The sequence below is a fragment of the Candidatus Hydrogenedentota bacterium genome (genome assembly GCA_016791475.1).
Taxonomy (GTDB): domain Bacteria; phylum Hydrogenedentota; class Hydrogenedentia; order Hydrogenedentales; family JAEUWI01; genus JAEUWI01.
In genome coordinates, this window is sequence record JAEUWI010000004.1 from 50,035 (window position 1) to 73,894 (window position 23,860).

A 23,860-nucleotide genomic window follows, 5' to 3' on the forward strand; every position below is an offset into this window, starting at 1 on the left:
AACTCCCGGCGCCCGCAAGCGGGAGCCGGGAGGTCCCAGATAAATTGTTTAACTTCAATCGCACTCAACGGACTAGAAAGCCTTTGTACCGCTTCTCGCCCGAATCGCGCGCAACAACCTCTACATGACGAACTTCCGCAAGGAGCGGACCTCGGTGACACCAAAGCGTCAATTGCTCCAGGCCATCTTCGTCTCCCTCCGCCTCCAGCTCCACCTGACCATTGCCGAGATTCCGGACCCATCCGTCGAGTCCCAACCGGCGGGCTTCGGCGCAGGCGCTGTATCGGTAGCCCACGCCCTGAACCCGCCCGTCAATAAGCAGCCGGATGCGATGGCTCACGGTTGAAGCCGCAAGTCCTTCAAGCGCTGACGAAAACCGGGATTGGCCACGGCGAGGGCCGCATTGGCAGCCTCGATGGAAACGTTGGTGTCCGTGTTGTCAATGGCCGCGGTCATCAGCTTCAACAGGGAGCGATCCCCTGAATCACCGATCAGCCGCAGCACTTGAATCTTCGAGTCCACGCTGTCCGAGCGCAGCAACTCCTGAAACACATACACGGCCGAGGGGTCGCCACCGGCCATGATGGCGCTGGCATTACGCGCGCGATAGTTCAAGTTTTCGGGCGTCGCGTCTTCCCGGCGTTTCAGGCGTTCCTGCAGATACTGGGTGGCTTCCCAGTACTTGTCGGCGGCAAGCACCAGCGCCGCTTCCGGTTTGATCGTAAGCTCTTCGTTGAACACACGGATGGCCTCTTTACGGCCAACCTCGTCGCCGAGACGGAAGAGCACATAAATAAGGCGATAGCGCTCCAACCCGTCGACCTCCTTGAGCCGGTATTTGGCCGTCTCGATAAGATCGGCGCCGCCGAGGATGATTAGACCCTGAACGCCCGCATGGTTCTTCTCGTCGCTGTTACTTCCGAGCATGGAAAAGAGCTGGGGGATGATTTCCCGATTGCCCAGCCGCGCCAGGGCAACACCGGCGGGCGCGGCAAACTGTGCCGATCGATCATTCAGCATGGTCATCAATTCCGGCGTGGCGCTCTCGTCCCTGAAAAGGCCCGCAAGCTCCGCGGCCGCCGCGCGAATATTGCGATTGTTGCTCTCCAGCCCGTCCTTGATTACCGTACCTGGAAGGGGCTTCCCGGCGAGATATAGGCCCCGGGCGGCATCAATCCGCGCCTGAAGATTGTTCGATTCCGCAAGGGAAATCAAGTACTGTTCCGCTTCTTTGTTGCCATCGGCCGCCATATACGCGGCGGCGCGAATCCGGAGATCCTGATTGTCCTTGCTGTTCTGGAAAAGCTCCGCCACGCGCGTGGTGCCCTGATCCACAATTCGCTGGTCCTCCGGGCGCAGGGCGACGTTGCTCGTAACCACCGGGGCCACACGCGCAACCACGCTGCCCTGGATGGCCAGGTGGTCAATATCGCCGCTCTGATAGTTCACGCGATCTCCCCGTTCCGAGGTGAAGCTGATCGTCTCACCGACGACTTCAACCACCTGCAGGTTGGGATCCTTTGCGCCGCCCTTCAGCACGACTGTAACCAGGGTCGGCGTGCCGGTGATATTGCTCAGACTGACGTTGCCATCGCCGCCTTTCACCTCCAGGGCCGCGGCCGAAACCATGGCCAGGGCCGAAAGAAGAAGCGCCGCCGCCAGAGCCCGAACCGTCCGCGCAAAAGCCACGCGCCGCACCGCCGGGGTTGGGTCAATGCAATTCAATGTGTTCATCTTTTACTATTCGCTCCAGATATTTTTTTGCCGTTTCCAGGGAAGGCACGAATGGATTAATCGTGAGGGCCTGTAACGCGTAGTCCTTACTCTTATGCCTCACGGCTTCAACCGTAAGACGGTCACTCTCCTTCAATGCGAGGTAGACCCCCTTCAGGAACCGTGGAAGGTTGCCCACCATCTGCGGTTCCACCCCCCGCTGGCTTACCATCGTGGGGATCTCCACACTGCTATCGTCGGGAAGATCGCGGATACAACCGCCGTTCTTTACACATAATATAATATTGTGCTCGGCTTTGTCCTCCAGCGCCTCGATAAGGGGGAGGATCGTCTCCTCGTACCACACGGCGTTGCGCTGGCGCGTGAGATCCGGTATCTCGTAGAGATGCTCGTCTTCATACAGCTTCAGGATACGCTGCTCCGCCTCATGGAGCACTTCGGACCGGAAGCGCGAACAGGCCTTCTGCTTTTTAAGAATCTCCGCGCGACGGAAATAAGTACCCGTCTGGCGGGTGGGAATCATGCGGAACAACTCGATCAGCTCGTAGTCAAACCCGTCTTCGGTCTGCGATTCGAGCATCTCCAGCACACGGCTCATGCAACTGCGCTTATCCAGCTTGATGTCCTGAAACCACCCCAGATTGTTGAGCCCCACGTAATCGAACTTGAGGCTGCTCACGGGCTCCTGAAGTACCTGAGCCACTTTACGCATATAGGTGCCGGGCAGATCGCAAACGCCCACGACCTTCAGGTTGGAATATTTGATCAGCGCCTCCACCACAATCCCCATCGGATTGGTCAAGTTGATGAAAATCGCCCCAGGGTTGACCTCTTCGATGCGGCGGGCCAGATCGAAAATCACCGGCAGCGTCCGCATCGCGTTGGAGAAGCCGCCCGCCCCCAGGTTTTCGTCCCCCACCATCTCAAGTTTCGGTGGAAGCATTTCGTCGCGCATTCGCGCCTGCATGCCCCCGACCCGGATGTGATTCAGGATATACTTCGCCCCGGTGACCGCCTGCCTCACGTCGGTGGAGGCGATAATTTTCGCGGGAAATCCGCTCTTGTTGATCAGCCGCTGGCAAAAACCGGCAACCAGTTGGAGCTTGCGGCCCTCCTGGCCGAGGAGCACGATTTCTTTGACGTTCAGATTCTTCGAGATAATGGACAGGACCAGTTCGGGCGTGTAGACACTACTCCCACCGAGGATCGTAATCCTTTCGATCATACCGGTGAAACCTCCTAAAACTAACCGCCCACTGCGGCATTCAACGTTCCCTGTTCCCGATAACGTGCAGGTATGAGGCTAACGGTTAGTTCGGTGCAATGTCAAGGAATGGACGGGAGTGCCTGAGGGGCAGCAACAGGCTCCGCTTGGGTTGGTGCAGGCAGCCACGCGCACACGCCCGCCCCCAAGACCCCTCACATAAAAGCGCCGTCGGCTGGTGGGCCGACGGCGCGGGTTTGAGGGGAGAGAACGGCGCCCGGGGTACTGCAGGAAGGATGAGCTGTGTATTGGGCAAACAAGTCGCATCGTTGCAATGCGCGCATGAATTTTAGCCAGGGTATCGAGTGGACTAACGGGAGGAGAGAGCAATCCCGCCAGCAAGGCAGTGTTAGTTCCCTGGTTAAAAAACCCCGGGCGCCGTTGAAAACTGTATTAAACTTTCTCCAGGCCTCGGCCTGTGGTCAGATGGCTGCTTTCTTCGCTTCCGCCAGCGCCGGAACGTGCTCAAGGAAGAACGCCGACGTGTCCAGATTGGCGATGGAATCCACCACGACATCCGGTTGGTACGCGTAGCGGCTCAAGTCCGACTTCCCCGTGCCTCCCGAGAGGACGAGTACCGTCTTGTAGCCCAACTGCACGCCGCCGAGGATGTCCGTTTCCATGGTGTCTCCTATCATGATGGTCTGTGCCGCGCGTAATCCCATTTCTATCCGAGCGGCACGCATCATAATCGGACTGGGCTTTCCCACACTGAAGGCGCTCACGCCGGTGGCGGCTTCCAACATGGCTACGATAGCCCCGCAGCCGGGACGGGTCCCGCTGGCGGTGGGGCAGTTCGGGTCCATATTAGTCGCCACAAGTTTGGCGCCTTTAAGAATCATGTTAACGGCGTGTTCGATCACCTCGAAATTCATCGTGCGACCTTCACCCACGACCACGTAGTCCGGGTCGTGATCCACGATGGCGTAGCCGTTGCGGTGAAGGGCGTTCAGCAATCCCCCTTCGCCAATGACATAGGCGGTGCCGTTGGGCTTCTGATGGGCCAGATAGCGGGCCGTCGCCATGGCGCACGTGTAGATGTGCTCTTCGCCCACGTGAAAGCCCATGCGATTCAATTTGGTTATCATGTCGCGCCGCGTGCGCTGGCTGTTGTTTGTGAGAAATCGAAAGGGAACGTTTTCAGCCACCAGCCGATTGATGAAGGCCACCGCGCCGGGAATAACGTCGTTGCTGCGGTAGATAACCCCATCCATGTCTATCAGGTAACCGTATTTCATGGTAGCTTTCTCTTTATGTTATTTCACTGTATGGGTCAAACCGGGCCAAACAATTTCGGCCCTGACCCGGCCAGTAGCCGGTCCGCCAAGCGCCCAGGAAGCAGGACAACAGCGCTTCCTGGACGCTTGCGGTACCGAGAGATCCAACTTTATGTGCTCCGGCCGGACCGGGGAGGTCGGGGGCTCCCCAGTCCGGCCAAAGCGATGGGAGGCTTTGGTCTTTCAACGAATCGCATTTAAACTTTCAAGCTTAGTTGCTGGCCGCTGTCGACCATGCAACACTATATGCAACGCCCGTGCCAAAATCGCAAGAACAGCCAATTCCCCAATGTTTTCAGGCATTTGACCGCTCTGCATCCGAAAACCCGTGTCATTTGCCCGTTACAAATCCTACCGCTGTGTAATCTGCGCTGGCCTTAGACACAGCGTGGTAAGCTGGATGCGCACGGGCGACGAATCGAAACGGAGTTTGGGCCGTCTTCAGAGTCGGCAGGGATCATCGGCAGAGCGAAAAAGATGTGTTACTGTCGTCGCTGCTGTCACTGAATATTCTGTGATTGCCCTCGCCCCACAAAACAAAAACAGGACAAGACCCGAAAGCCTCATCCTGCTAATCAATCACAAACAAACGACGGTCAAATCACCAGATCATCTGGTTCCATCACGGGTAATGCCGCCAATTCGGTCGGTACTTCGTCCGGTGCCCAGCTCTCCATATTCAGTCGAGCTACAGGACGGTAGGGATACTTGAAATCGACCTTGCCACCGCTGCGATCAATCAGCGCCGCCACGCCAACGATCTCCGCGCCGCGCGCTTCCAAATGCTCTATGGTCTTCATGATGGAGCCGCCGGTGGTCACGATGTCCTCCACCACCAGCACGCGGATACCTTTCGGTATGGCGAAACCCCGCTTAACCGCCATCGTGCCGTCGGGCTCTTTCTCTGCGAATACGCCCCGCACCCCCAGGCTCCGCGCGGTGTCGTAGGCCAGTATGATCCCACCCGTGGCCGGACCCGCCACGAGCTGCACATTATCATTGCGAAACAAATCCGCCATGGCCACACACAAAGGCCCCGTGTACTCCGGATACTGAAGCACCCGCGCCGCCTGGAGGAACTGACGCCCGTGGCGCCCGCTCGCATAGATAAAGTGGCCTTCCAGCAGCGCGCCCGCCTTCTTGAAATAATCAAACACTTCCGCTTCGGTCATTGGGCAAGCTCCTCGTGGATCAGGCGGACCGCTTCCGCCGGGTTGGCATGGTTAAGAATAGGACGACCCACCACAATCATCGAAGCGCCAGCACGAGCCGCGTCACCCGGGGTCATGATGCGCTCCTGATCGTCCTTGGTTGACCAGGCAGGACGGATGCCCGGCGTCACCACGATTGGCTCAGGGCCTACCGCCGCCCGCACCAGTTCGATTTCCTGGGGCGAACATACGATGCCGTGGGCCCCCGACTCCACCGCCTGCTTCGCCAGACGCGGCACCGCCTCAGCCGCCGTCTCATGGAAACCCACCTCATCTCGAAGTTGGGCATCGCTGAAGCTGGTGAGCACGGTCACCGCAAGAATCCGCGTAGGCGTCCCCTCCACCGCCTTCCGCGCCGCCGCGATCATAGTGCGCCCGCCCGAGGCATGAAGCGTGAACAGCCCCACCTCCAGCGCCGCCGCCGCGCTGGCGCTGTGGGCCACCGTATTGGGAATATCATGAAACTTGAGGTCCAGCATAACCTGCTTACCCAGCGCCAGCACATCGGCGACAATCGCCGGGCCACAGCGGGTGAACAATTGGGAGCCAATTTTAAACCACGCGCAGGCGCCGCAGGCCGAAACAATGGCCAGAGCCTCCTCCCGCGTATCGACATCAAGGACAGTAATCAGTTCAGTTTGCTTGGACAAGGTAAGGTCTTCCCGTAGGTTGGTTGGAGCCGCGATTATAGCATGGGAAGGCGGCTGGGTGCGCGGCGCTGCCCAAATGGGATTGCGGGTCCGCAGCCACACGGAGGAAGCAGGCGTCACAAAAAGACCCTGGACTGGGCGAAGGGCAATCGCCATCCCACGGCCTATCTCTTTTCTATATCAAAACAGCCCAAGCTCAAGTTGAGCCATTGCGGCTTACTACGGACAATGTCAAAAGCGACATTCCAAGAAGCAGCAGGTCTGCCAAGTTGATGGACCCGTTCACTGAAGTCAGCTTCGCTCCGGAACAACCGCTACCTTCACCTTCACCTTCACCTTCACCTTCACCTTCACCTTCTCCTTCTCCTTCACCACCCGAACCGCTGCCATCGGCCGGGGCCGCGTTGGCCCAACCGAGATCGATCAGGGCTCCGACCTCGAAGGCGGCGAACTCGCGTCGGACGACACCGGTATCGTAGGTGTGTACAGCCACAGCCTCTACCGACAGCCGGTCCGCATCCCATCGCGATAGACTGAGATCGCCCGCGAAGAATATCGGCGCATAAATCGGTGGAAGTGCGCCGCCCCCCTTCGCATAAGCGGCTGCGGCATTGCGTCCGGAAAAGTAGAGATCGCCGTTTGACAGGTCCCCCAGCGTCCCTAGAAAGGTGGGCGGCTCGCCGCCGAAGAGGTTTTCACCCGCTCCATTGACGATAAACGAATCCCAAACGGAGTGTATCCCACCGCCTCGCACCGAGAAACCTGTGGAGGACGCATGGGAAAAAAAGCCCAGGGCGCGGGAAAGCTCTGCAAGAAGTTGACTGCGCAGATCGAATTCTTCCGCGTCGGGCTCGCCCGCGCCCCGATTAATGGGGAACCCGAAATCCACGCGGATAGTGACCTCCTCGTAACTTGGGAAGGCCTTCTCCCCGGTTTGAATTCGTTCGTAGGCCGTCCCGTTGCTGAAGCCTGGCTCGTTTACAAAGAGCGTGTCGGCATACACCGGAACACTGTTTCCACTTAGCCCCGAGTCTTCAACGAGCACATCCAGTGTCCCTTCAACGTTCAATACGTCCGCAATATAGTCCAATACAGCATGCAAACTCTCCTGGGCAGCCGCGCCAGTATCCGTATCGTCAAAGCCCACGTCCGAATCGTTGATAATATCCAGATACCAGATGTTGAATGATATGCCGTGCGCTTCCACGGTAGTTGTTGGCGCCATCAAGGGCGGAAGTTCCGCCACCGCCACCGTACCACTGCAGACTAGAGCAACTGTAAATCCAAAATTGATGATTCCACCAATCAGGCGACCTCGAGACGACATGATGTTTTCTCCCTGCTGGAAATTAGTCCGGAACACTCCTCTGCGATATCAAGAGCGTACCACATCAGGCTTGTATCGTCTACGAACCCTTTATAGGAACCGCTTCGTCGCCGCCGGGGGCAGCAAGACCCCTTTTCCACGCCACAGCGCAAATCAAAAGTTGCGTTTGTATGATTACCGAGTACAAAATTTGGTCAGATGGAAAGCAAATCCCAATCAAAGGAGATAGATTTCCAATGAAGAAACCAGTCACATTCCAGGGAATAGGTACCGTCAAGTTGGGTCTTTGGGCAGCCTTTCTGGCACCTGCCATCGTGTTTCAAGTCGGAGCCCAGCCACCAGCCCCCGAAAGCCCGTCCGCCCCGAAGAATTCCGCCGAATCTGGCCAGGACACTTCGTTCCCCGACGTGGATCTCCACACGCTGGTCCTGCGCGAGCAAGGAGGGCGCGCTGACGGCACATCGGCCCTTTCCGTCCGCGGGACCTCCGATGGTACGGTCGAAGTGCGTGACGCCTCGGGCAACCTCATCCAGACGTATCCGCTGAGCCGTTTCTCTGTTTCGGGCAAAGTGTCCCGTGAGGCGACCGAGAAGTTGGGCGCACGCGTGGAAGTTCTGGAGAAATCGCTCGCGGACCGCAAGATTCAGGAGGAGGAAACCCAGAATCAGGCGCTGGAAGTGGCAAAGGAAGCCGAGGTTAAGGCCAAAGAAGAGGAAAAGGCAAAGGACATCAAGTGGCAGCAGGATTTCAAGGCGAAGTCCGCGCCTTATCTCGACAGGAAAACCAACTCAAAGGTAAACGCGGTCAAAATCGACGCCCGCGAAATCCGTGAGGACGGCACTTACCTCTACGAAGGCAAGCCCATGAAACCCGTCCGGCTTTTCAACAAGGAACGCAGCCGGTATGAGATGGCGATTCCCGTGCCCGCGCCGGCGGAGTAAAGCGCGGACAGGCTAGCCCGCACTCAGCTCCTTGAGCAGTCCCGTCACCCCCACCGTAAAGTCGGCCTCGGCCTGTTCCGTAAACACGGACACGCTGGGCTCGTAGCCCCCTTCCGCAAAGGCAGCCTTCGTGGGCATGTAGAGCAGGGAACCATTCGTCAGGCCGAAGTAGAAGGTGTTCTTGAAGGGCGAAGCGGCGCGGACATTGAGCGCAATCTCGCAGAATAGTTCGATGGGGGCGGCCCAGATGACGGTGTCGCCGTTGATGGTGAGGGTGTAAACCGGAACCCGCACAAGGGAATTGCCATCGGACCCCGTCGACGCGAATTCCGCCAGGGTATCGAGCCAGCCCAGCCCGGGCTTGCGCGGTGTATCGATCAAGATTCGGGTAGTGGCCAGCTTGATATCCCCCGTGGTGGCCTCGATGGTGCTGTTGAGCGCCACGATGGGTGCGCCAAGGGTTTCGTCGAAACTCTTGATGCGCGGGTCATTGGGATCATTGCCTACCGTAGGATGGGGCGCAATATTGCCCTCGGCGCCGTTGATAAAAAGCATGGGCACACCGAGCTTTTCCTCGACATAGCTTGAAGCCCAGCCGGGCGCGTCGCCCGTGATCTGGGTGTTCCCGCCATGCAGGCAGGTGCCGTGGATGGCGTAGTTGGCGATAAGGCCGATGGGGCTGCCATCGGGACGTTCCAAGCGGATCAACCCGAGCTGGCGATCGGTGGGGCCGTCGGGGTTCTCACCCAGGACGGTCTTGCCCTCCCGCACTTCACGTCTATTAATGTTCGCCTGGGCCTCGCCGATGGCGATACCGAGCCGGGCGGGTTCCAGTTTCTTGTGGGCTTCCTTGATGCCTTCGATCAAGCCCTGGTTTACCTTTTCCCAGTAGACTGTATCCTCAGTCGTTGAACGATCACCCAGCGATCCACCGAAAAAGAGCGTGCCTAATTCCTGCGGACCTACATGGGGCGCGGAATGGGTATGTGTCGTGGACCACCAGATCTGTTCGGGTTTGATGCCGGTCTCCCCTTCCAGCCGCGTGCAGAAATCGCGGTAGAAGGCGGACGAGATCGTGCAGATGTCTGAAGACACGAGGTAGAAGACCGTCGTGCCGTCGTCCATTGCGGCGATGCGATGGTAAATCTTATCGCGGACACCGGTGGATTGACGCGGCGCATAGCCGTGAAGCCATTGGGGCGTGTCGGGGGTGATGTCCACCTTGACGCAGGCCGCGCGGAACTCAGCGGCGGCGGGGAAGGTGGCGAGAAGGGTCGCGGTGAGGGCGATGACGAACGCGGGCATTGGGAACTCCCTTGTTGTAGGTCGGATAGGACCGATAGGACGGATACAATGAATCGGTCCTATCCGTCTTATCGGTCATATCAGCTCTGTGCGCGCCTTCGGCGCGGAAATCACAAGCGGAATCCGCCGAAGGCGGATGCCACATTCCTCGCAGGGTTCCCAATCACGTCAACCGCATGCCGCCAATCAGGTCGGTGAGATCCTCCACGCCGTGACGCGTGCAGTAATCCTCCAGCCCTTCCACCACTTTTATCGCGGCATCGGGCTGACGGAAGGAGTAGCTGCCCACGGATACGGCCGTGGCGCCCGCAAGGATAAACTGCATCGCGTCGCCCGCCGTGCAGATGCCGCCCATGCCGATGATGGGGATTTTGATGGCCTTGGCGCAGTCCCACACCATCTTCACCGCAACAGGGCGGATCGCGGGACCACTCAGGCCGCCGACGATGTTGCTGAGGATGGGGCGGCGCGTCTCGGGATCGATGCCGATGCCGAGGAGCGTATTGATCATGGAAATGGCGTTCGCACCGGCCTCTTCCGCCGCCAGCGCGGGCTCGGCGATGTCGATGATGTTCGGTGTAAGCTTGATGAACACAGGAAGGTTGGTCGCGGCCTTGATGGCGCGGGTGTACAACTGGACCTGCTCGGGAATCTGGGCCACCAGCGTGCAGCCCCGGGCCGTGCGGGCATCGTGCACATTCGGGCAGGAAAGGTTCGCTTCAATGGCGTCCGCCGCGCCTTCTTTGGTCAGGCGCTCGGCAAGCATGGCGTAGTCCTCAGGACTCTTGCCGTAGATGTTGCCGATGATCGTGCAGCCTTTGTCGCGCAAGAAGGGAGCCTTGTCGCGAAGGTAGGCTTCGATGCCCACGTTCTGGAGGCCTATGGCGTTCAACATACCCGCGGGCGTCTCCACCAGGCGCGGGGGCTTGTTGCCCGCACGGGGCTCCAGCGAAAGACTCTTGGTCGTCACCGCGCCAAGACGGGCGATATCGAAATAGCGATCATATTCCTGGCCGTAGGCAAAGGTCCCGGAACCCACGGTCACCGGGTTCTTCATCTTCAGGCCGCCGACGTTGACTTCAAGATTTGGCATCAGTACGCATCCCACTTGATCAAGGTGCTCTCAAAGACCGGGCCGTCGTAACACACCCGCACCATGCGTTCGGCCTCGATCTCCACGTTGGCCTCCACCACGCAGCCCAGACAGACGCCATCGCCGCAGGCCATTTCGGCTTCAAGGGAGGCGAGGCACGAGATACCCAGGGCCTGGCTCACTTCGTGGGTCGCCCGCATCATGGGCATGGGACCGCAGCAGTAGGCCCGGGTGCCGGGGCCGGGATCGAGCTGGCGCAGCACTTCGGACGCGTAAGCCTTCACGCCTGCCGAACCATCGTCCGTTGCCAGGTGGACCTTGCAGCCCATCTGATGAAAATCGGATTCGCACAGCAGCATCGATTCAGTTCGCGCCGCGATGATAATCTCCGGCGTGATGCCGAGTTGGCTGATGATCGCCTCGGCCAGCGCGGGAAACGGTGCGATACCGATACCGCCCGCCACGAGAATGTGCCGGTTGAAACTGCTGTCCAGCGGGAAGGGCTTTCCCAGCGGCCCCTGAATGCTGATCGTCTGGCCCGGCGTCAATTTGGACATGAGGCGCGTGCCTTCGCCCTCCACCTTGTACAAAATCGAAACGCTGTCCTTGAAAATCTGTTCGAAGCACATGGGACGCCGCAGGAAGGGATAAAGCCCCTCCTGCACTTCCACCATGCAGAACTGGCCGGGTGCGGCTTGCGCGGCGATTTCCGGAGCGTGCAGCACGAGCCGATAGTGCTCGGGGGCCACTTCCATGTGGGCCTTGATTTCACAAGTTGATACGAGGGGCATGCTTATCTCCGTTCATCCACAATCATCTGGTTGCGCAAGAGGTTGAGACTCACGCGAATACGCTCCGCGAGCACCTCGCCCACGCCATCCACTTCCACCAGGTCGTCCTTCGGCGCGCGGATGATCTGCTGAAGGTTGCCGAAGCGCTCCACGAGGCTGTCGATGATTTGGGGGCTGAGTCGGTGGGTGCTGGTCAACACGCGATAGCCCCGGGGACTCAGGTAGGTATCCACGCTGCGCAATTTCGGGCCATAGCCCATGGCCTGGCTGATGCTGCCAAGATTGAGCAGCTCCGTCTTGGGAAGCTCGCTGATTTTTTCGCGAATGGTGCCGAAGTTGGCGTTGGGACGTTCCCGAAGGTAGTCCTTAATCACCAGCTCCGCTTCTTTCACGGGCAGGATCAGCTCCTGAAGTTGCATCTCGATCAGGCGACCTTCAATCCCGAGCTCGATAATGTAGGGCTCGATTTCCCGCGCGATTCGCATCACCATTTCCATGCGCTGGATAGCCTTGCACACGTCAAAAATGGTGACCACGTCTTGAAATTCGCGTACCGTAAGATCCTGCATGGCCTGATTCAATACGGCGATGTATTTTTCCAGCGTCTGGACGGCCTGCACGGCTTTGTTCACCAGCGTGGGGATACTGTCCAGAATGCGGCGGCGATCATGAACATACAAGGTCACACTGGAACGGCGTTGGGAGACGGCAATGACCATGCAGTTCGCCTGATTGGCAAGACGCTGCGCCGTGCGGTGGCGCGTACCGGTTTCGTCGCTGTGGGTCTTCGCATTGGGCTTCAGGAAGCGGTTCGCCGCATGAATTCGGCTTCCGTCTTCATTCAAGATGATTGCGCCATCCATTTTCGAAAGTTCATAGACCAACTGGGGCGTCACCTGCTCGTCCAGTTTCACCCCGCCTTCGGAAAGATCAAAAAGCCGCTTTGGCGGGCCGAAACACAACAGCGCTCCGGTACCCGCCTGTATGATGGTGGAAATGGCTTCGCGTATGGTGGTACCCGGCGCAATGACAACAAGCGCATCGCGGTAGGCCTCTTCACTGGTCTTTTTCTTCCGTCCCGCCAAAATCAAGCCTCCAATGCCATTTCCAACGCGGTTTCCAAGTCACCCACGGGGTGTATTCGCACACCACCCGCGACTATGTTTCTAGCACATCCGCGAGGCAAAATACACTGATTAAATCCAAACTTTTCCGCCTCCGATACCCGTTGCTGGGCCATGTCCACCGCGCGCACCTCCCCCGCCAGCCCCACCTCGCCAAAGGCGGCCAGGGTTTCGGGCAGGGGCACATTCCGAAAACTCGACACCAGCGCCAGCGCCACCGCCAGATCCGTCGCCGGTTCGTCCAGCTTCACGCCGCCCGCGACATTCACAAATACATCCCGGTCCGAGAAATGTAGCCCCGCCCGCTTCTCCAGCACCGCCAACAGTAAATTAACCCGATTCGGATTGACCCCCGTGACCGTCCGGCGCGGCGAGCCCGCGTGGCTGTCCCCCACCAGCGCCTGCACCTCCACCAGCAGTGGCCGCGTGCCCTCCACGCTCGGAATCACAATTGAACCGCTCACCCCCTTGGGCCGCTCGCTGAGGAACAGCGCACTGGGGTTCGGCACCGGGTGCAGCCCACTCTCGCGCATCTCAAACACGCCAATCTCGTTGGTCGAGCCGAAGCGGTTCTTCACCCCCCGAAGGATGCGCAGCGCCTGGCGTCCTTCGCCCTCGAAGTAAAGCACGGTGTCCACCAAATGCTCCAGCAGGCGCGGCCCGGCGATCGTGCCGTCCTTGGTAACGTGGCCCACGAGAAAAATGGGGACATTGCGGCCTTTCGCCAGCCGCAGGAACTCGTTGGCGCACTCGCGCACCTGGCTCAAGGAGCCGGGCACCCCGGAGAGCTGGCTGCTGTAGACTGACTGGATCGAGTCGATGACCACAAAGGCGTAGCCACCCTTCTGTATCTCCTTGGCGATACTGCTCACCGAAGTCTCAGTGTAGATGAAAAGCCGGTCATGCACCGATTTCAGCCGGTTCGCGCGAAGCTGAGCCTGACTGAAGGACTCTTCGCCGGAGACATACAGCACCTTGCCCGCATTCGCCGCGAGGTACTGGGAGAGCTGGAGCATCAGCGTGGACTTGCCGATTCCTGGATCGCCGCCCACCAGCGTGAGTGAGCCGGGCACGATACCGCCGCCGAGAACCCGATCGCACTCGGAAAGCCCCGTGGGAATGCGTGCGGGCGGCGGGTGCGTGCCATCGGTCACGGGAATAGGCTTGCTGTGGGAAACGATACTCGGCCGCTCGTGGGCCCCCGTCTCGGGGATCACCTCCTCCACCAGCGTATTCCACTCCGCACACTCTGGACACTTACCCATCCATCGGGCCGTCACGGCGCCGCAGGACTGGCAAACGAAGTGGCTTTTCTCCTTACTCACCGGCGACCTCCCCCGCAGTCGCTTTCGCGGGTCGCGTCACGGCCAGTATTCCCACGTATTCGAGGCCCGCGCCGTCGCGGTCGATGGCAGGTGCGTAAAGTCCCGAAAGTGAACCATCCAGATATAAAGCGTTCCGGCAGCCCAGCACTTCGCTGAAGAAACTCGCAAAGGTGTGAAGATTTACGGGCCAGTTGGAAATCACGATTGCGACTTCCGTCGGCGATAGTACCCCGATACCGTTGCGCAGATGAAGACTAAGGGAATCCGCCTTGAATTTGGGATGGAGGGCGCCATCTATCACCAGCAGCGGTCCCGATTGGGTCGCCAGTATGGGCGCGGGCATCGCCACCTGATAGGCTTCCGTCGTGAGAATGCGGGCGCCGCTCTTGTCCACGTAAAACACACCGTTCGGCTTCAGCGCAAAATTGCTCTGGCTGCCCTTGTGCAGGTTTAACGCGCGCAACTCCACCGACTGCTCCACATGGAGGCCAAGGGGCGTCCGATCTTCCGCGTAGATGCCAGCATTGGTCGCCAGCACCAATTCTCGACCCTGCGCCTTAAGCTCATCCCGCAGGCCGTGAAAATTCTGATACGCCCTGCCGTCCGACCGCTTCCAGAAAAGCTGGAGCGACTCTTCTCCAAGTTTGATGCGCGCCACGGTAAAAGGCAAATCGTGGAAGCTCTTATTCTCCAGCGTGAGTCCGCCATCGGTGACGGGCTCCTCGCCCCCGGCGGCACCCGTGCTCGCAAGAACAGCGACACAGGCCAAGGCCAGGAATAAGGTGTGAGGAAGGGGCATTTTCGATCAATTCAAGGGTTCAGACTCCACGCCAGGAGCCGCCTAAGTCCTTTATCTACCGTGTGATAAGCGTAACACACACGAAGGGGTGAGGGCAACCGAAAAAGCCGCCCGAAGCATCCTCAATTCGTTTTGGGCTCGACAGCAAGCCCCATCGCACCTTCTATCCATCAACATGCGCATAGGTTCCGGGCAAAGCGTGCAATGCCATACGACGAGTTGATAAAATCCGCCTTTCGGGCAAGCCAACCTCAGTCTGCGCCGCCCAGTGCAACGACCCTGATCACCCCGCTCTTAACGACGCCAAGGATTAGTCCGCCCATGGAATCCCTTCGTTTTCTCTCCGCCGATCAAGTCCGGCGCCTGGCCGCCGAATTCGGTACCCCCTTCTATGTCTACAACGAAGCCACCCTGCGCCAGCGCGCCGCCGAAGTACTCGCCTTTCCCAACGCTTTCGGACTCACCGCACGCTATGCCATGAAGGCCCTGCCCACCGCCGCCGTTGTGCGGGTGCTCACCGATGCCGGGCTGAACATCGACGCCAGCAGCGGCTATGAGGCGGAGCGGGCTATTCGCGCCGGGGTCGCCCCTGATCGCATCCAAATCACGGCCCAGGAACTGCCCCGGAATCTGAAGTCCCTCATTGAGAAGGGCTGTCTCTTCAACGCCTGCTCCATGAACCAGCTCCGCGCCTACGGCGAGCTTTTCCCCGGCGCCGAGGTATCCGTGCGCATCAACCCCGGGCTCGGTTCGGGACACAGCAACCGCACCAATGTCGGCGGTCCCTCCTCCAGCTTTGGCATCTGGCATGAGCACCTTGACGAGGTGAAGGCCATCGCGGCGGCCAGCGGCGTTCGCATCACCGGCATGCACACCCACATCGGCTCGGGATCCGACCCCGACACCTGGGCCCATTGCGCGGGCCTCTCGTTGGGCATTGTGGAGCAATTGCCCGAGGTCACGCGACTCAGCCTGGGGGGCGGCTTTAAGGTGGGCCGAATGGCGGGCGAGATCTCAGCCGACTTGCAAGTCATCGGCGACCGCGTAAAGCACGACTTCCTGGCCTTTGCCGAAACCCACGGGCGCAAGCTCCACCTCGAAGTGGAACCGGGCACCTATCTCGTCGCCAATGCCGGCGCCCTGATCTGCACCATCATGGATATCGTGGACACAGGCGCGGAAGGCAACACCTTCCTCAAGATCGACGCGGGCATGACGGAAATCGTTCGCCCCGCCATGTACGGAGCCCAGCACCCCATCGTGGTGGTGCCGAAAGACGAAGGCGAGCGCGGTCACGGCCAGTACCTCATCTCCGGCCACTGCTGCGAGAGCGGCGACATCCTCACGCCCGAACCCGGCAACCCAGAAGGACTGCTGGCGCGGGAGCTCACCGAAGCGAGACTTGGGGACTATCTTGTGATTGAAGGCGCTGGCGCCTACTGTGCGGGCATGGCTTCGAAGAATTACAACAGCTTCCCCGAATGCGCCGAGACCCTGCGCGCCCTCGACGGAAGCGTGAAGCTCATCCGCAAGCGCCAGGAACCGGAACAAGTCTGGGCGAATGAGGTGGTTTGAGGGACAGGACGGATAGGACCGATTGCCGAATCAAATCGGCCCTATCCGTCTCATCCGTCCGATCGGTCCGATCTACTCCCCCGCCACCTCCCCAATCAGCCGCTTCGTGGTCTCCAGCATCACCCGCTCCACATCCTCTGAAAAGAAGCCCGCACGGGTGCTCAAGTCTTTGCCCCAGAGGTAAGTGGTCACGCCGATGGTCTCGTGTCCCCCCTCGCGCACGATCTGCGCGCTGGGCACATACCCGAAGAAGTCATTCGCATAGGCCGATACCCAGAGCGGCGCATTGGGCAAATCAGCGTAGAGCCGATTGGCATACTCCGCCACGCTCTCGCTCGGCAGGCCCACCAGCGTGAGATCGTCGCCAAAGGCCCATACGGCGATGGGCGCATCGTAGTACGCCGGCAAGGTCCCGCCTGCTTCCAGCACGCTGATCATGTGCTTGGCCATGAGGTTTTCCGTGGTCTTGCGCGCCGCATAGGGCTGCAATTCCTCCACGGTCAGTTTCTTCAGGGGCAGCGGCGTCATTTCATACACGAAGCGGAGCTTGCCCTCGATCGTTCGCACATCCTTCGCCAGCGCACGCTCCACCGCCTCACCCAGGTCTCTCCCCAGTTTGCGCACACCGGGAATATCGCTTCGCGGCTCGGGATTCGCATCCGCCCCGCAGCCCGATGCGAAGAGCACCGTGGACCCGGGGAACTGCTGCTCCAGATATTCCTGCGCATAGCCCGCGTAGTCGCCTGTGATGATATTGTTGTCCCCGGTGAAGCCCGTGTTATGGCAGGCGCAGCCGATGAGCAGCGCGCGCGTCTGGCCTTCGGGCGACGTCACGCGCAGCACGGGCACGCGCTTGTCCGTCGGGCCATTCGGGTTGGGCTTCATCCACACGCCCTCGGGCGTCACCTCGCGACGGTTCATGGGAAACTCCACCCGGTCCACGCCCCAGGCCAGCATCGCAGGCGCAAGACGCTCCAGAGCTTCCAGCGCGACTGTGACCACCTTCTGCTGCAACACGCGGGTGTACTTCACCACGTTCTCCGCAGACGCAGCATCCGAAAACGGTGCATAAGCCACATTCCCGTTCACATCGGGATTCAGGCTCATCAAGGGCCCCGTGTGGTTGTGGGACGCATTCAACATGATCTGCGCGCGGGTCAACCCGGATTCCTCCATGATCCGCTTGCAGGAATCTTCAAAAAAGATCGCCTGAAAGCCCACCAGATCGCCCGTGATGATCACGCCCCGCTCACCAGCATCATCCTCAAACGCCAGCGCCTTCACGAAGATGTCGATGTCCACCCCCTGGAAGGGTTTGTCCCGACCGCCATAACCTACGAGCGGCACGGGGAGGTCGGGCGTGATAACGACCGAAGCCACGCCCGCCCGCCACGCGGATGCACTGGAGACAGGCACCAAAAAAGCCAAGACAAAAAACACATATGAGAGTCGAAATTGAAGATAGTTTTTCATGCCCAGAAGCATACCCCATGAGCAGGCCCTATCCAAAGGGCCTCTTCAATCAATCCACCCCATAAGACCCATAAGACCCATCCAGCCTACAGCCTACAGCCTTCGCCCCCCTGACTTCACTTCCCCCCGCGCCGGAATGTATCCTAAGTGCGCATGCCACGGCGTACTTTCGAAGGAGATCACCCCATGAACAACCCCAAAATGTCCGTTCTTATCGAGTTGCTCAAACAAGCACGGGCGCAAACCCTCAAAGCCGCCCACGATGTGCCCGAATCCCATCGATTTAAACAGCTTCAGGCGGAAAAGGCCACGCCCATCTGGCTCCTCGGCCATCTCTCGCGCACGATGGACCGCGTCATCCTCGAATACATGCTGCAGGAGTCCCAGGTCCTGAGCGACGAGGATCGCCAGCGATTCGCCCCCTCCATGGCGGGCGGCACACCCCCGACCAGCAATCCAGAGGATTACCCCGCTTGGGACGCGGTCGTCGCCCTCTACGAGACCGCCAGCGCACAGGCGATTGAAAAATTAAGCGCGCTCGCCGACACGGATTGGGACAAGCCCCTGCCCGGCGAAATGACGCCCGCCTACCGCGAACTGTTCCCCACCATTGGGGCCGCCCTCCAGCGGGTCATCAACCACGACGCCTACCACCGGGGACAAATCGGCCTGCTCAGCAAACTGAACTGATTCCCCGCAACGAAATCAACGCAAGGAAATCACATGTCCAACACGAAGATTCAGCTCTACACCGAAATGCTCGAGGGCGCCCGCAAACACACGCTTCAGGTTGCCGAAGGCGTGCCCGAGGGCAAGCGATTCAAGCAACTCCAGGAAGGCAAGGCCACACCCGCCTGGCTCGTCGGCCACCTGGCCAACACCATGAACGTCCTCGTGGTCATGTTCATCCTCGAAGGCGACTCCCTCCTCACCAAAGAGCAGGGCAACACCTTCGCCCCCGACTTCGCCGGTGGAAAAGCCCCAACGGAAAACCAGGACGAATACCCTGCCTGGGACGAGATCATCGCGCTCTACAACAAGGTCTTTGACGCGGCCATCGCGGGGCTCTCGAAGCTCGACGACAACGCCCTGCCCAATCAACTCTCCAGCAAAATGCCCGACCGCCTGCGCGACTACTTCTCCTCCGTCGAAGTGACCCTCGGCTTCATGGTCAGCCACGACGCCTACCATCGTGGCCAGATCGGCCTCCTCGCCAAACTGAATTGACCCGCGACGGGACCGTCCTGCACGCAAGGCCACGCCAACAACGCACCGCGCCGATGCCCCACATCAGCAATCGTCAACGCGTAGAAGGCCGCCACGCGTGCGGGACCGTCCCGCGTTTTTTCTCGCCCCAAGAAAACGCAAAGAGCACAAAGAAAATCGTTTCCTTGTTCTCTTTGAATCTTGTCTTCATGACCGCTCCACCCAACGCGCGTCTGTCCCTACCCCGGCGTATGAAAATCGCTCACCACAGGATTCGTCGACGAGCCCGGCGTCGGTAAAGAAACATCGATACGCTCAGACAGTTTTGTCATGAAATCAAGCATGTAAATGAGCAGGATACCGCAACTCAAAACCATAGACGAACTCAGCAAACTACACGTGCATAACCAGCCGAGCAAAACACCCAGCAGTCGATTGGAGCCCGTTCCGTAGATGTGCTCCGGTAGTGTGCCACGCTCAGGGCGCCAGGAGGTCAGGAGGAGCCGAAGCATACCGTTGTACGGACTGCCAAATCGGTAGGGCGCCACAATCAGCTTGGCCCCATCGCGAAAGTAGAGTTGTCCACTCAATCGATTGAAGTATTGCAGGGAATCCGAGTGAAGAAAGACCCTCTGCCCTCCACTGTGAAGGATCGCTAAACTCCGGCGGGAGATCACAAATGCAAGTTTGATTGGGTCTTGAAAGTAAGTCTGTCGCACGATATAGACCAACGCCCCCGTGGACGCAAACACTCCACTTGCGCTGCAGAACACGGCAAGCATTTGCGCGGTCATGTCGCCCTCTGAAATATACCCTGAAACGATTTCTCCCCAGTATTGGACGACAAGCAATACAAATCCGGCACCAATCAACGCGCAAACCGCGAGGGAAAGAATTTGTCAGACCGAGTGTGATCTGCCTGCGGTATAGACGAGAAGCGGATCGCGCCCATCAGGCCGCCCGTATAAATCCACCATCAGGTCAAGTGTTCCTTCCGGATCGCCTTCCACAATCCCCCTCCAGAGCGGCGTCCCATAAAAACCCGGCCACCAGGCTTTGCACAGTCCCGAAACGAGGTCCTTCAGATACGGTTTCGCACTCACCGAACCCAGCGGCAGGTGTCCTCCATTCCGAAGCACCAACTTCCAAGACCCCGGCAGCACCCCCGTGCATTCGTTGCGATGCACAAACATGCGCGGTTGCCCAGGCAGCACAATAGCCAGCGTATTGCTAGTCAGCACATAGTGCCCGTGAATCCGCCCCGCCCTCGCCTGAAAAATCCGTACCGTCAGGAATGCGATGGTGCAAAAAAGAAGCACGATCAGAGACCAGGATGTCCCCCGCAGCCCGTTCGACGGTCCATCAAGCAGTACCACCAGGCCCACCACCGCTACCAGATGAACAATGCCGAAGATCCGAATCGCGTAGTAGCTCTGCTCCTGGACCTTGGATATCCTGAAGGTCTGCATGGCGTCCCTCTCGCATGTTGCGACGACCATAGCCGATTAGCGCTTCCTGAACCGAGTACACGGCCCACAATCAGGATACCACGGGTCTGAGGGAAATATTCAATGCGTGGCGGAGCCGCCCAGAACAAAGCACGGGGCGCGAAGCTTCAACACGCGCCTCGCTCTGGTGACGGAACTTAAATTGCGCTACTTCCCCGCCCTTCGAGCGATGAAGGCGTTCAGGATGGCCCGTTTCACCAGGCCCCCCATCGGGTCGCCGCTGTAGGCGTCCAGCACGGCGAGATCCAGCTTGTTCCCCGCACGGCGGAAGTAGTACACCCAGACCGGCGCATGGTACGCAAACCGATCCGTGATGTCGTTCACGCTCGGCTTCGCGCCCCGCGTCCGAAGAATGTAGCGCACCACGCCCTCCCGGGCGAGCTCTTCCGTACGCGCCTCGTCCAAAGTGGCGTCGAGCACGTCGCCCTCCGCCGGGTCGCCGTCCACCAGCTCCTTCACCCGCCCCAGGAGGGCGAAGCCGCCGAAGTTGGCGTCCACGGTGACCCAGGAGTGTACTTCTTTGCCCTTGTGAATCATGGCGAAGCGATAAGCCCGGGCGGGCATCCAGATTAGCTCCAGAGAGATCGCCTGGCCGTACTCGTCCACTCGCGCGGGCTTGCGCCGCAACAGGCCGAAGAGGTTGCTCGTCTTTCGGCACAGGAAGCTGGTGCGGGCATGCTCCAGATCGATGCGTGGCGGAAGAAATTTACCGGTCACGCCCGCTCGTTCGCGACCGCGCGCTTGAAGAGCCCCCAGCCGTACCAGGTTGCTCCGGCGCCAATGGCCAGCAGCACAACGCCGCAAATGGCGTTAACGATGGCGGCCCGAGGATTATCGAGCGCCCAAATGGTGCCAATCAGTACAGGCAACCCGATCGCCAGAACGAAGAGCCCTACGGCCATGCTCGTCTCGCCGTCCCGCTTCAGCATCTCATTTTCGGTATGGCGCGGTTCCACTTTTTCGATGGTCTTGCTCATGGTCGAATTCCCTCAATAAAAGTAGAAGTACACGAAGATGTGGGGCAACATGGAGCACGCGGTCCAGATACGGAGATCGGTATACCACGCCTTCACCGGACGGCCCACGTTGACGTAGGACTCTTTCAAGATAAAGCCCACCCATATCATGGTTCCGACAAAGAAGCCAATGGCGAAGATATTGGCCCAGGGCTGATAGATGCCGGAAAGAAAGGTATTGATCGGCCCGAAGAACTTGATCAGGACCGGGTAAAACACCGTCTTACAAAGATTCGTGAAGGCTGCGCCTACGGCGCCAAACAAGGCGGCGACCGCATTGTTGATTGCGTCAAACATCAGGAATTCCTCCCTTCAAGTGCGTCCTGCGCCTCGTCACTGTGTACCACGGAACTCCAGGTCAGACCGCGAAGCTTTTCTTCGGGATCCTTCGGGGTCAGCAGACTCACCACGATGGTGACAATCATGGAGAAGATGAACGACCACCAGGCGACAAACAGGAAGGGATTTTCCGATGTGAACAGCCCGGGGGTGTTGTTCAGCACGAAGCAGAAGGGCACGCCGAGTGCGAGGCCCGCGAGGCCGCCCCACTGATTCGCGCGCGGCCAGACGATCCCCAGCAGCAGGATGGCGAAGCACGGACCCTGGAACATGCTCAAAATCGTCTGCGAGAACACATAGATACTGTCGCGATCCGCAATCACCTTGCAGAACACCGCCGAGATGATGATCATCGCCGCCGTGAAGCCCCGGCCCATGTTCAGCGCCTGGCGCTCGGTGTAGTTGGGTTTGCCTTTCCACTTGCGGATCTGGCCCCAGATGTCGGTGATGAAGATGGTCGTCGCCGAATTGAGTGTGCCGGAAATACTCGACATGAGCGCGGCGAACAGCGCGGCGAACATCAGCCCGCGCAAGCCGGACGGCAGCAGCTCGCGAATCATGGCGGGCACCGCGCGGTCCGCGTCATCCATCGTAAGTTCGGGCAACAGCACCAGCGCGCAGAGGCCGGGCAGCGCCACCATCAGCGGGATGAAGGCCTTCAGGAAGCCGCCGGTCAACATGCCCGCCTTGGCGTCCCATTCGGTGCGGGCGCCCAGGGTGCGCTGGACGATGACCTGGTTGCCGCTCATGTAGGCCACGGCCATCACGATGCCCAGGCCGAATACGATACCCGTCCATGGGAAGGGCCCTGTGGTATCGTGGGGCAGCAGGATGGTGAAGTGATGCTGGAATTCGGGACCTTTGGCCAGAATCTTCGTTTGGAGTTCGCCCCAGCCACCCACTTCCCACAGGGAGAGGGCGAGCAGGCCGAGGCCGCCAACATACATCACAATGAGCTGCACGACGTCGGTGAAGACCACTGCCGTCATGCCACCGGAGAACGTATAGAGACCCGTCACCGTGGCCATCAGAATCACGCAGAACCACGGATCCCAGCCGAGGATCGTGTACATAAGCTTGTCCGCCGTCACCCACAGCATGATGGCGAGGCCGAGGAAAAGTACGACCGCCCAGATGGTGGCGTTAATGAACTGCACAGCGGTGTTGTAGCGACGGCCCAGGAACTCGGGAATGGTAAACACGCCCGTGCGCCAGAAATAAGGTACGAATATGAAGGCCGCAAACACCATCGCGGGCATGGAGCCCATCCAGTCGAAGTTTGCCGCCGATACGCCGTGTCGGAAGGCCGCGCCCGCCACCGCCACGAAGTCCGTCGCGCCGATGTCGCTCACGACAATGGAGAAGCCGATGGCCCAGAAGGGGAGCGACTTACCCGAAACAAAGAAATCCTCGGCGTTCCCGATGTACTTCGTGGTGAAAAAGCCGAGGGCCAGGGTGCCGACCATATAGACGCCGATGATGACGTAGTCTATAAAGTGGAGTTGGACAAAATCTTCCATGGTTTCCTTTCCGCGATCATGAAGGCTCCGTTTCCCGAGAACGGAAAGATAAGAATTGATGACGGCGGAATTATGGCAGAATACCCGCCCCGCTTCAAGCCCGGCACGTATCTGGCTTGGCAAACATTACGCGGTCGGGCGGAGCGCACCGTCGTTTGGACGATGCGCGTGTAGAGCATCCCCTTTAGCTTCCTTGTATTTCCGTGCCTTTCCGTGGTCAATCAATTTTCTTGACCACGGAAAGGCACGGAAGGAAGAGAGAAGAGAAATACTCCCGCATTGAGTGCTGGAAAGCAGTTGGTCGCAGAAACACATGACGAAAGTGCAGACTCTTTTCATTGTGCGCTTTGCGCCCTTTTGCGGCCAACTTAAGAGTCTAACG

General features: G+C 59.4%; 24 protein-coding genes. 4 read left to right on the top strand and 20 right to left on the bottom strand.

Translation table 11 applies throughout. The features are described from left to right. Positions 1-64: 64 nt before the first annotated feature. From JNK74_03280 to JNK74_03310, 7 genes are all read right to left on the bottom strand, one after another. Positions 65-340 carry an acylphosphatase gene (locus JNK74_03280; protein ID MBL7645194.1) on the bottom strand — a complete coding sequence of 92 codons (276 nt, stop codon included), beginning with the start codon at positions 338-340 and terminating at the stop codon, positions 65-67. Further along, positions 337-1,734 (bottom strand): HEAT repeat domain-containing protein, encoded by a 1,398-nt coding sequence (locus tag JNK74_03285; protein MBL7645195.1) that lies wholly within the window; start codon positions 1,732-1,734, stop codon positions 337-339. Before JNK74_03285 ends, JNK74_03280 begins: the two co-directional genes overlap by 4 nt. Then, positions 1,712-2,959 (bottom strand): hypothetical protein, encoded by a 1,248-nt coding sequence (locus JNK74_03290; GenBank protein ID MBL7645196.1) that lies wholly within the window; start codon positions 2,957-2,959, stop codon positions 1,712-1,714. Before JNK74_03290 ends, JNK74_03285 begins: the two co-directional genes overlap by 23 nt. A 461-nt stretch (positions 2,960-3,420) precedes the next feature. Further along, entirely contained in the window at positions 3,421-4,236 is an 816-nt protein-coding gene (locus tag JNK74_03295) for an HAD family hydrolase (GenBank protein MBL7645197.1), read from the bottom strand. Between the two features lie 635 nt (positions 4,237-4,871). Then, positions 4,872-5,447, bottom strand: a complete 576-nt coding sequence (locus JNK74_03300; protein MBL7645198.1) for an orotate phosphoribosyltransferase — start codon at positions 5,445-5,447, stop codon at positions 4,872-4,874. Continuing rightward, positions 5,444-6,292, bottom strand: coding sequence for an orotidine-5'-phosphate decarboxylase (gene pyrF, locus JNK74_03305; protein ID MBL7645199.1), 849 nt, complete (start codon positions 6,290-6,292; stop codon positions 5,444-5,446). Before pyrF ends, JNK74_03300 begins: the two co-directional genes overlap by 4 nt. A 40-nt stretch (positions 6,293-6,332) precedes the next feature. Next, complete coding sequence (locus JNK74_03310) at positions 6,333-7,463, bottom strand: hypothetical protein (protein MBL7645200.1); 1,131 nt, start codon at positions 7,461-7,463, stop codon at positions 6,333-6,335. 236 nt (positions 7,464-7,699) lie between these two features. Between JNK74_03310 and JNK74_03315 the strand changes: the two genes are divergently transcribed. Then, complete coding sequence (locus JNK74_03315) at positions 7,700-8,404, top strand: hypothetical protein (GenBank protein ID MBL7645201.1); 705 nt, start codon at positions 7,700-7,702, stop codon at positions 8,402-8,404. Positions 8,405-8,416: 12 nt separating this feature from the next. On the opposite strand, the gene JNK74_03320 is transcribed toward JNK74_03315, so the two are convergent. From JNK74_03320 to JNK74_03345, 6 genes are all read right to left on the bottom strand, one after another. Beyond that, a complete protein-coding gene (locus JNK74_03320; GenBank protein MBL7645202.1) occupies positions 8,417-9,709 on the bottom strand; it encodes a neutral/alkaline non-lysosomal ceramidase N-terminal domain-containing protein in 1,293 nt (430 codons plus the stop codon). 163 nt (positions 9,710-9,872) lie between these two features. Continuing rightward, the gene (locus JNK74_03325) at positions 9,873-10,805 is read right to left on the bottom strand and encodes a dihydroorotate dehydrogenase (protein MBL7645203.1); all 933 of its coding nucleotides are present in this window, start codon (positions 10,803-10,805) and stop codon (positions 9,873-9,875) included. Continuing rightward, a complete protein-coding gene (locus JNK74_03330; protein ID MBL7645204.1) occupies positions 10,802-11,593 on the bottom strand; it encodes a dihydroorotate dehydrogenase electron transfer subunit in 792 nt (263 codons plus the stop codon). The genes JNK74_03325 and JNK74_03330 overlap by 4 nt, the downstream gene beginning before the upstream one ends. A 2-nt stretch (positions 11,594-11,595) precedes the next feature. After that, positions 11,596-12,678: a DNA integrity scanning protein DisA gene (gene disA, locus JNK74_03335; protein ID MBL7645205.1), complete on the bottom strand. Its 1,083-nt coding sequence runs from the start codon at positions 12,676-12,678 to the stop codon at positions 11,596-11,598. Positions 12,679-12,680: 2 nt separating this feature from the next. Beyond that, on the bottom strand, positions 12,681-14,042 hold the full coding sequence (gene radA / locus JNK74_03340) for a DNA repair protein RadA (protein MBL7645206.1): 1,362 nt from the start codon (positions 14,040-14,042) through the stop codon (positions 12,681-12,683). After that, positions 14,035-14,841, bottom strand: a complete 807-nt coding sequence (locus tag JNK74_03345) for a phosphodiester glycosidase family protein (protein ID MBL7645207.1) — start codon at positions 14,839-14,841, stop codon at positions 14,035-14,037. Before JNK74_03345 ends, radA begins: the two co-directional genes overlap by 8 nt. A gap of 321 nt (positions 14,842-15,162) precedes the next feature. On the opposite strand from JNK74_03345, the gene JNK74_03350 reads away from it, so the two are divergent. After that, on the top strand, positions 15,163-16,416 hold the full coding sequence (locus tag JNK74_03350; GenBank protein ID MBL7645208.1) for a diaminopimelate decarboxylase: 1,254 nt from the start codon (positions 15,163-15,165) through the stop codon (positions 16,414-16,416). Between the two features lie 72 nt (positions 16,417-16,488). Here JNK74_03350 and JNK74_03355 read toward each other — a convergent pair whose 3' ends face one another. Next, positions 16,489-17,796: a neutral/alkaline non-lysosomal ceramidase N-terminal domain-containing protein gene (locus tag JNK74_03355; protein MBL7645209.1), complete on the bottom strand. Its 1,308-nt coding sequence runs from the start codon at positions 17,794-17,796 to the stop codon at positions 16,489-16,491. A gap of 279 nt (positions 17,797-18,075) precedes the next feature. On the opposite strand from JNK74_03355, the gene JNK74_03360 reads away from it, so the two are divergent. Together JNK74_03360 and JNK74_03365 are read left to right on the top strand one after the other, a co-directional pair. After that, on the top strand, positions 18,076-18,579 hold the full coding sequence (locus tag JNK74_03360) for a DinB family protein (GenBank protein MBL7645210.1): 504 nt from the start codon (positions 18,076-18,078) through the stop codon (positions 18,577-18,579). Positions 18,580-18,612: 33 nt separating this feature from the next. Then, the gene (locus JNK74_03365) at positions 18,613-19,116 is read left to right on the top strand and encodes a DinB family protein (protein ID MBL7645211.1); all 504 of its coding nucleotides are present in this window, start codon (positions 18,613-18,615) and stop codon (positions 19,114-19,116) included. Between the two features lie 218 nt (positions 19,117-19,334). Here the strand turns inward: JNK74_03365 and JNK74_03370 are convergent, their stop codons facing one another. The 6 genes from JNK74_03370 to JNK74_03395 form a co-directional block, all read right to left on the bottom strand. Then, complete coding sequence (locus JNK74_03370; protein MBL7645212.1) at positions 19,335-19,967, bottom strand: hypothetical protein; 633 nt, start codon at positions 19,965-19,967, stop codon at positions 19,335-19,337. 27 nt (positions 19,968-19,994) lie between these two features. After that, positions 19,995-20,594, bottom strand: coding sequence for a hypothetical protein (locus tag JNK74_03375; protein MBL7645213.1), 600 nt, complete (start codon positions 20,592-20,594; stop codon positions 19,995-19,997). Positions 20,595-20,750: 156 nt separating this feature from the next. Then, on the bottom strand, positions 20,751-21,320 hold the full coding sequence (locus JNK74_03380) for a hypothetical protein (protein ID MBL7645214.1): 570 nt from the start codon (positions 21,318-21,320) through the stop codon (positions 20,751-20,753). Further along, a complete protein-coding gene (locus tag JNK74_03385) occupies positions 21,317-21,580 on the bottom strand; it encodes a hypothetical protein (GenBank protein MBL7645215.1) in 264 nt (87 codons plus the stop codon). Before JNK74_03385 ends, JNK74_03380 begins: the two co-directional genes overlap by 4 nt. Positions 21,581-21,592: 12 nt before the next feature. After that, positions 21,593-21,916 carry a hypothetical protein gene (locus JNK74_03390; GenBank protein MBL7645216.1) on the bottom strand — a complete coding sequence of 108 codons (324 nt, stop codon included), beginning with the start codon at positions 21,914-21,916 and terminating at the stop codon, positions 21,593-21,595. Next, positions 21,916-23,478 (bottom strand): sodium/solute symporter, encoded by a 1,563-nt coding sequence (locus JNK74_03395; protein MBL7645217.1) that lies wholly within the window; start codon positions 23,476-23,478, stop codon positions 21,916-21,918. The genes JNK74_03390 and JNK74_03395 overlap by 1 nt, the downstream gene beginning before the upstream one ends. Positions 23,479-23,860 lie beyond the last annotated feature (382 nt).

Coding starts and splice junctions, on each gene's coding strand:
- JNK74_03285 (MBL7645195.1), bottom strand. CDS start 1,734: ATGAACACATTGAATTGCATTGACCCAACCCCGGCGGTGCGGCGCGTG.
- JNK74_03290 (MBL7645196.1), bottom strand. CDS start 2,959: ATGATCGAAAGGATTACGATCCTCGGTGGGAGTAGTGTCTACACGCCC.
- JNK74_03295 (MBL7645197.1), bottom strand. CDS start 4,236: ATGAAATACGGTTACCTGATAGACATGGATGGGGTTATCTACCGCAGC.
- JNK74_03300 (MBL7645198.1), bottom strand. CDS start 5,447: ATGACCGAAGCGGAAGTGTTTGATTATTTCAAGAAGGCGGGCGCGCTG.
- pyrF (MBL7645199.1), bottom strand. CDS start 6,292: ATGGCGATTGCCCTTCGCCCAGTCCAGGGTCTTTTTGTGACGCCTGCT.
- JNK74_03310 (MBL7645200.1), bottom strand. CDS start 7,463: ATGTCGTCTCGAGGTCGCCTGATTGGTGGAATCATCAATTTTGGATTT.
- JNK74_03315 (MBL7645201.1), top strand. CDS start 7,700: ATGAAGAAACCAGTCACATTCCAGGGAATAGGTACCGTCAAGTTGGGT.
- JNK74_03320 (MBL7645202.1), bottom strand. CDS start 9,709: ATGCCCGCGTTCGTCATCGCCCTCACCGCGACCCTTCTCGCCACCTTC.
- JNK74_03330 (MBL7645204.1), bottom strand. CDS start 11,593: ATGCCCCTCGTATCAACTTGTGAAATCAAGGCCCACATGGAAGTGGCC.
- JNK74_03345 (MBL7645207.1), bottom strand. CDS start 14,841: ATGCCCCTTCCTCACACCTTATTCCTGGCCTTGGCCTGTGTCGCTGTT.
- JNK74_03350 (MBL7645208.1), top strand. CDS start 15,163: ATGGAATCCCTTCGTTTTCTCTCCGCCGATCAAGTCCGGCGCCTGGCC.
- JNK74_03360 (MBL7645210.1), top strand. CDS start 18,076: ATGAACAACCCCAAAATGTCCGTTCTTATCGAGTTGCTCAAACAAGCA.
- JNK74_03365 (MBL7645211.1), top strand. CDS start 18,613: ATGTCCAACACGAAGATTCAGCTCTACACCGAAATGCTCGAGGGCGCC.
- JNK74_03375 (MBL7645213.1), bottom strand. CDS start 20,594: ATGGTCGTCGCAACATGCGAGAGGGACGCCATGCAGACCTTCAGGATA.
- JNK74_03385 (MBL7645215.1), bottom strand. CDS start 21,580: ATGAGCAAGACCATCGAAAAAGTGGAACCGCGCCATACCGAAAATGAG.
- JNK74_03390 (MBL7645216.1), bottom strand. CDS start 21,916: ATGTTTGACGCAATCAACAATGCGGTCGCCGCCTTGTTTGGCGCCGTA.
- JNK74_03395 (MBL7645217.1), bottom strand. CDS start 23,478: ATGGAAGATTTTGTCCAACTCCACTTTATAGACTACGTCATCATCGGC.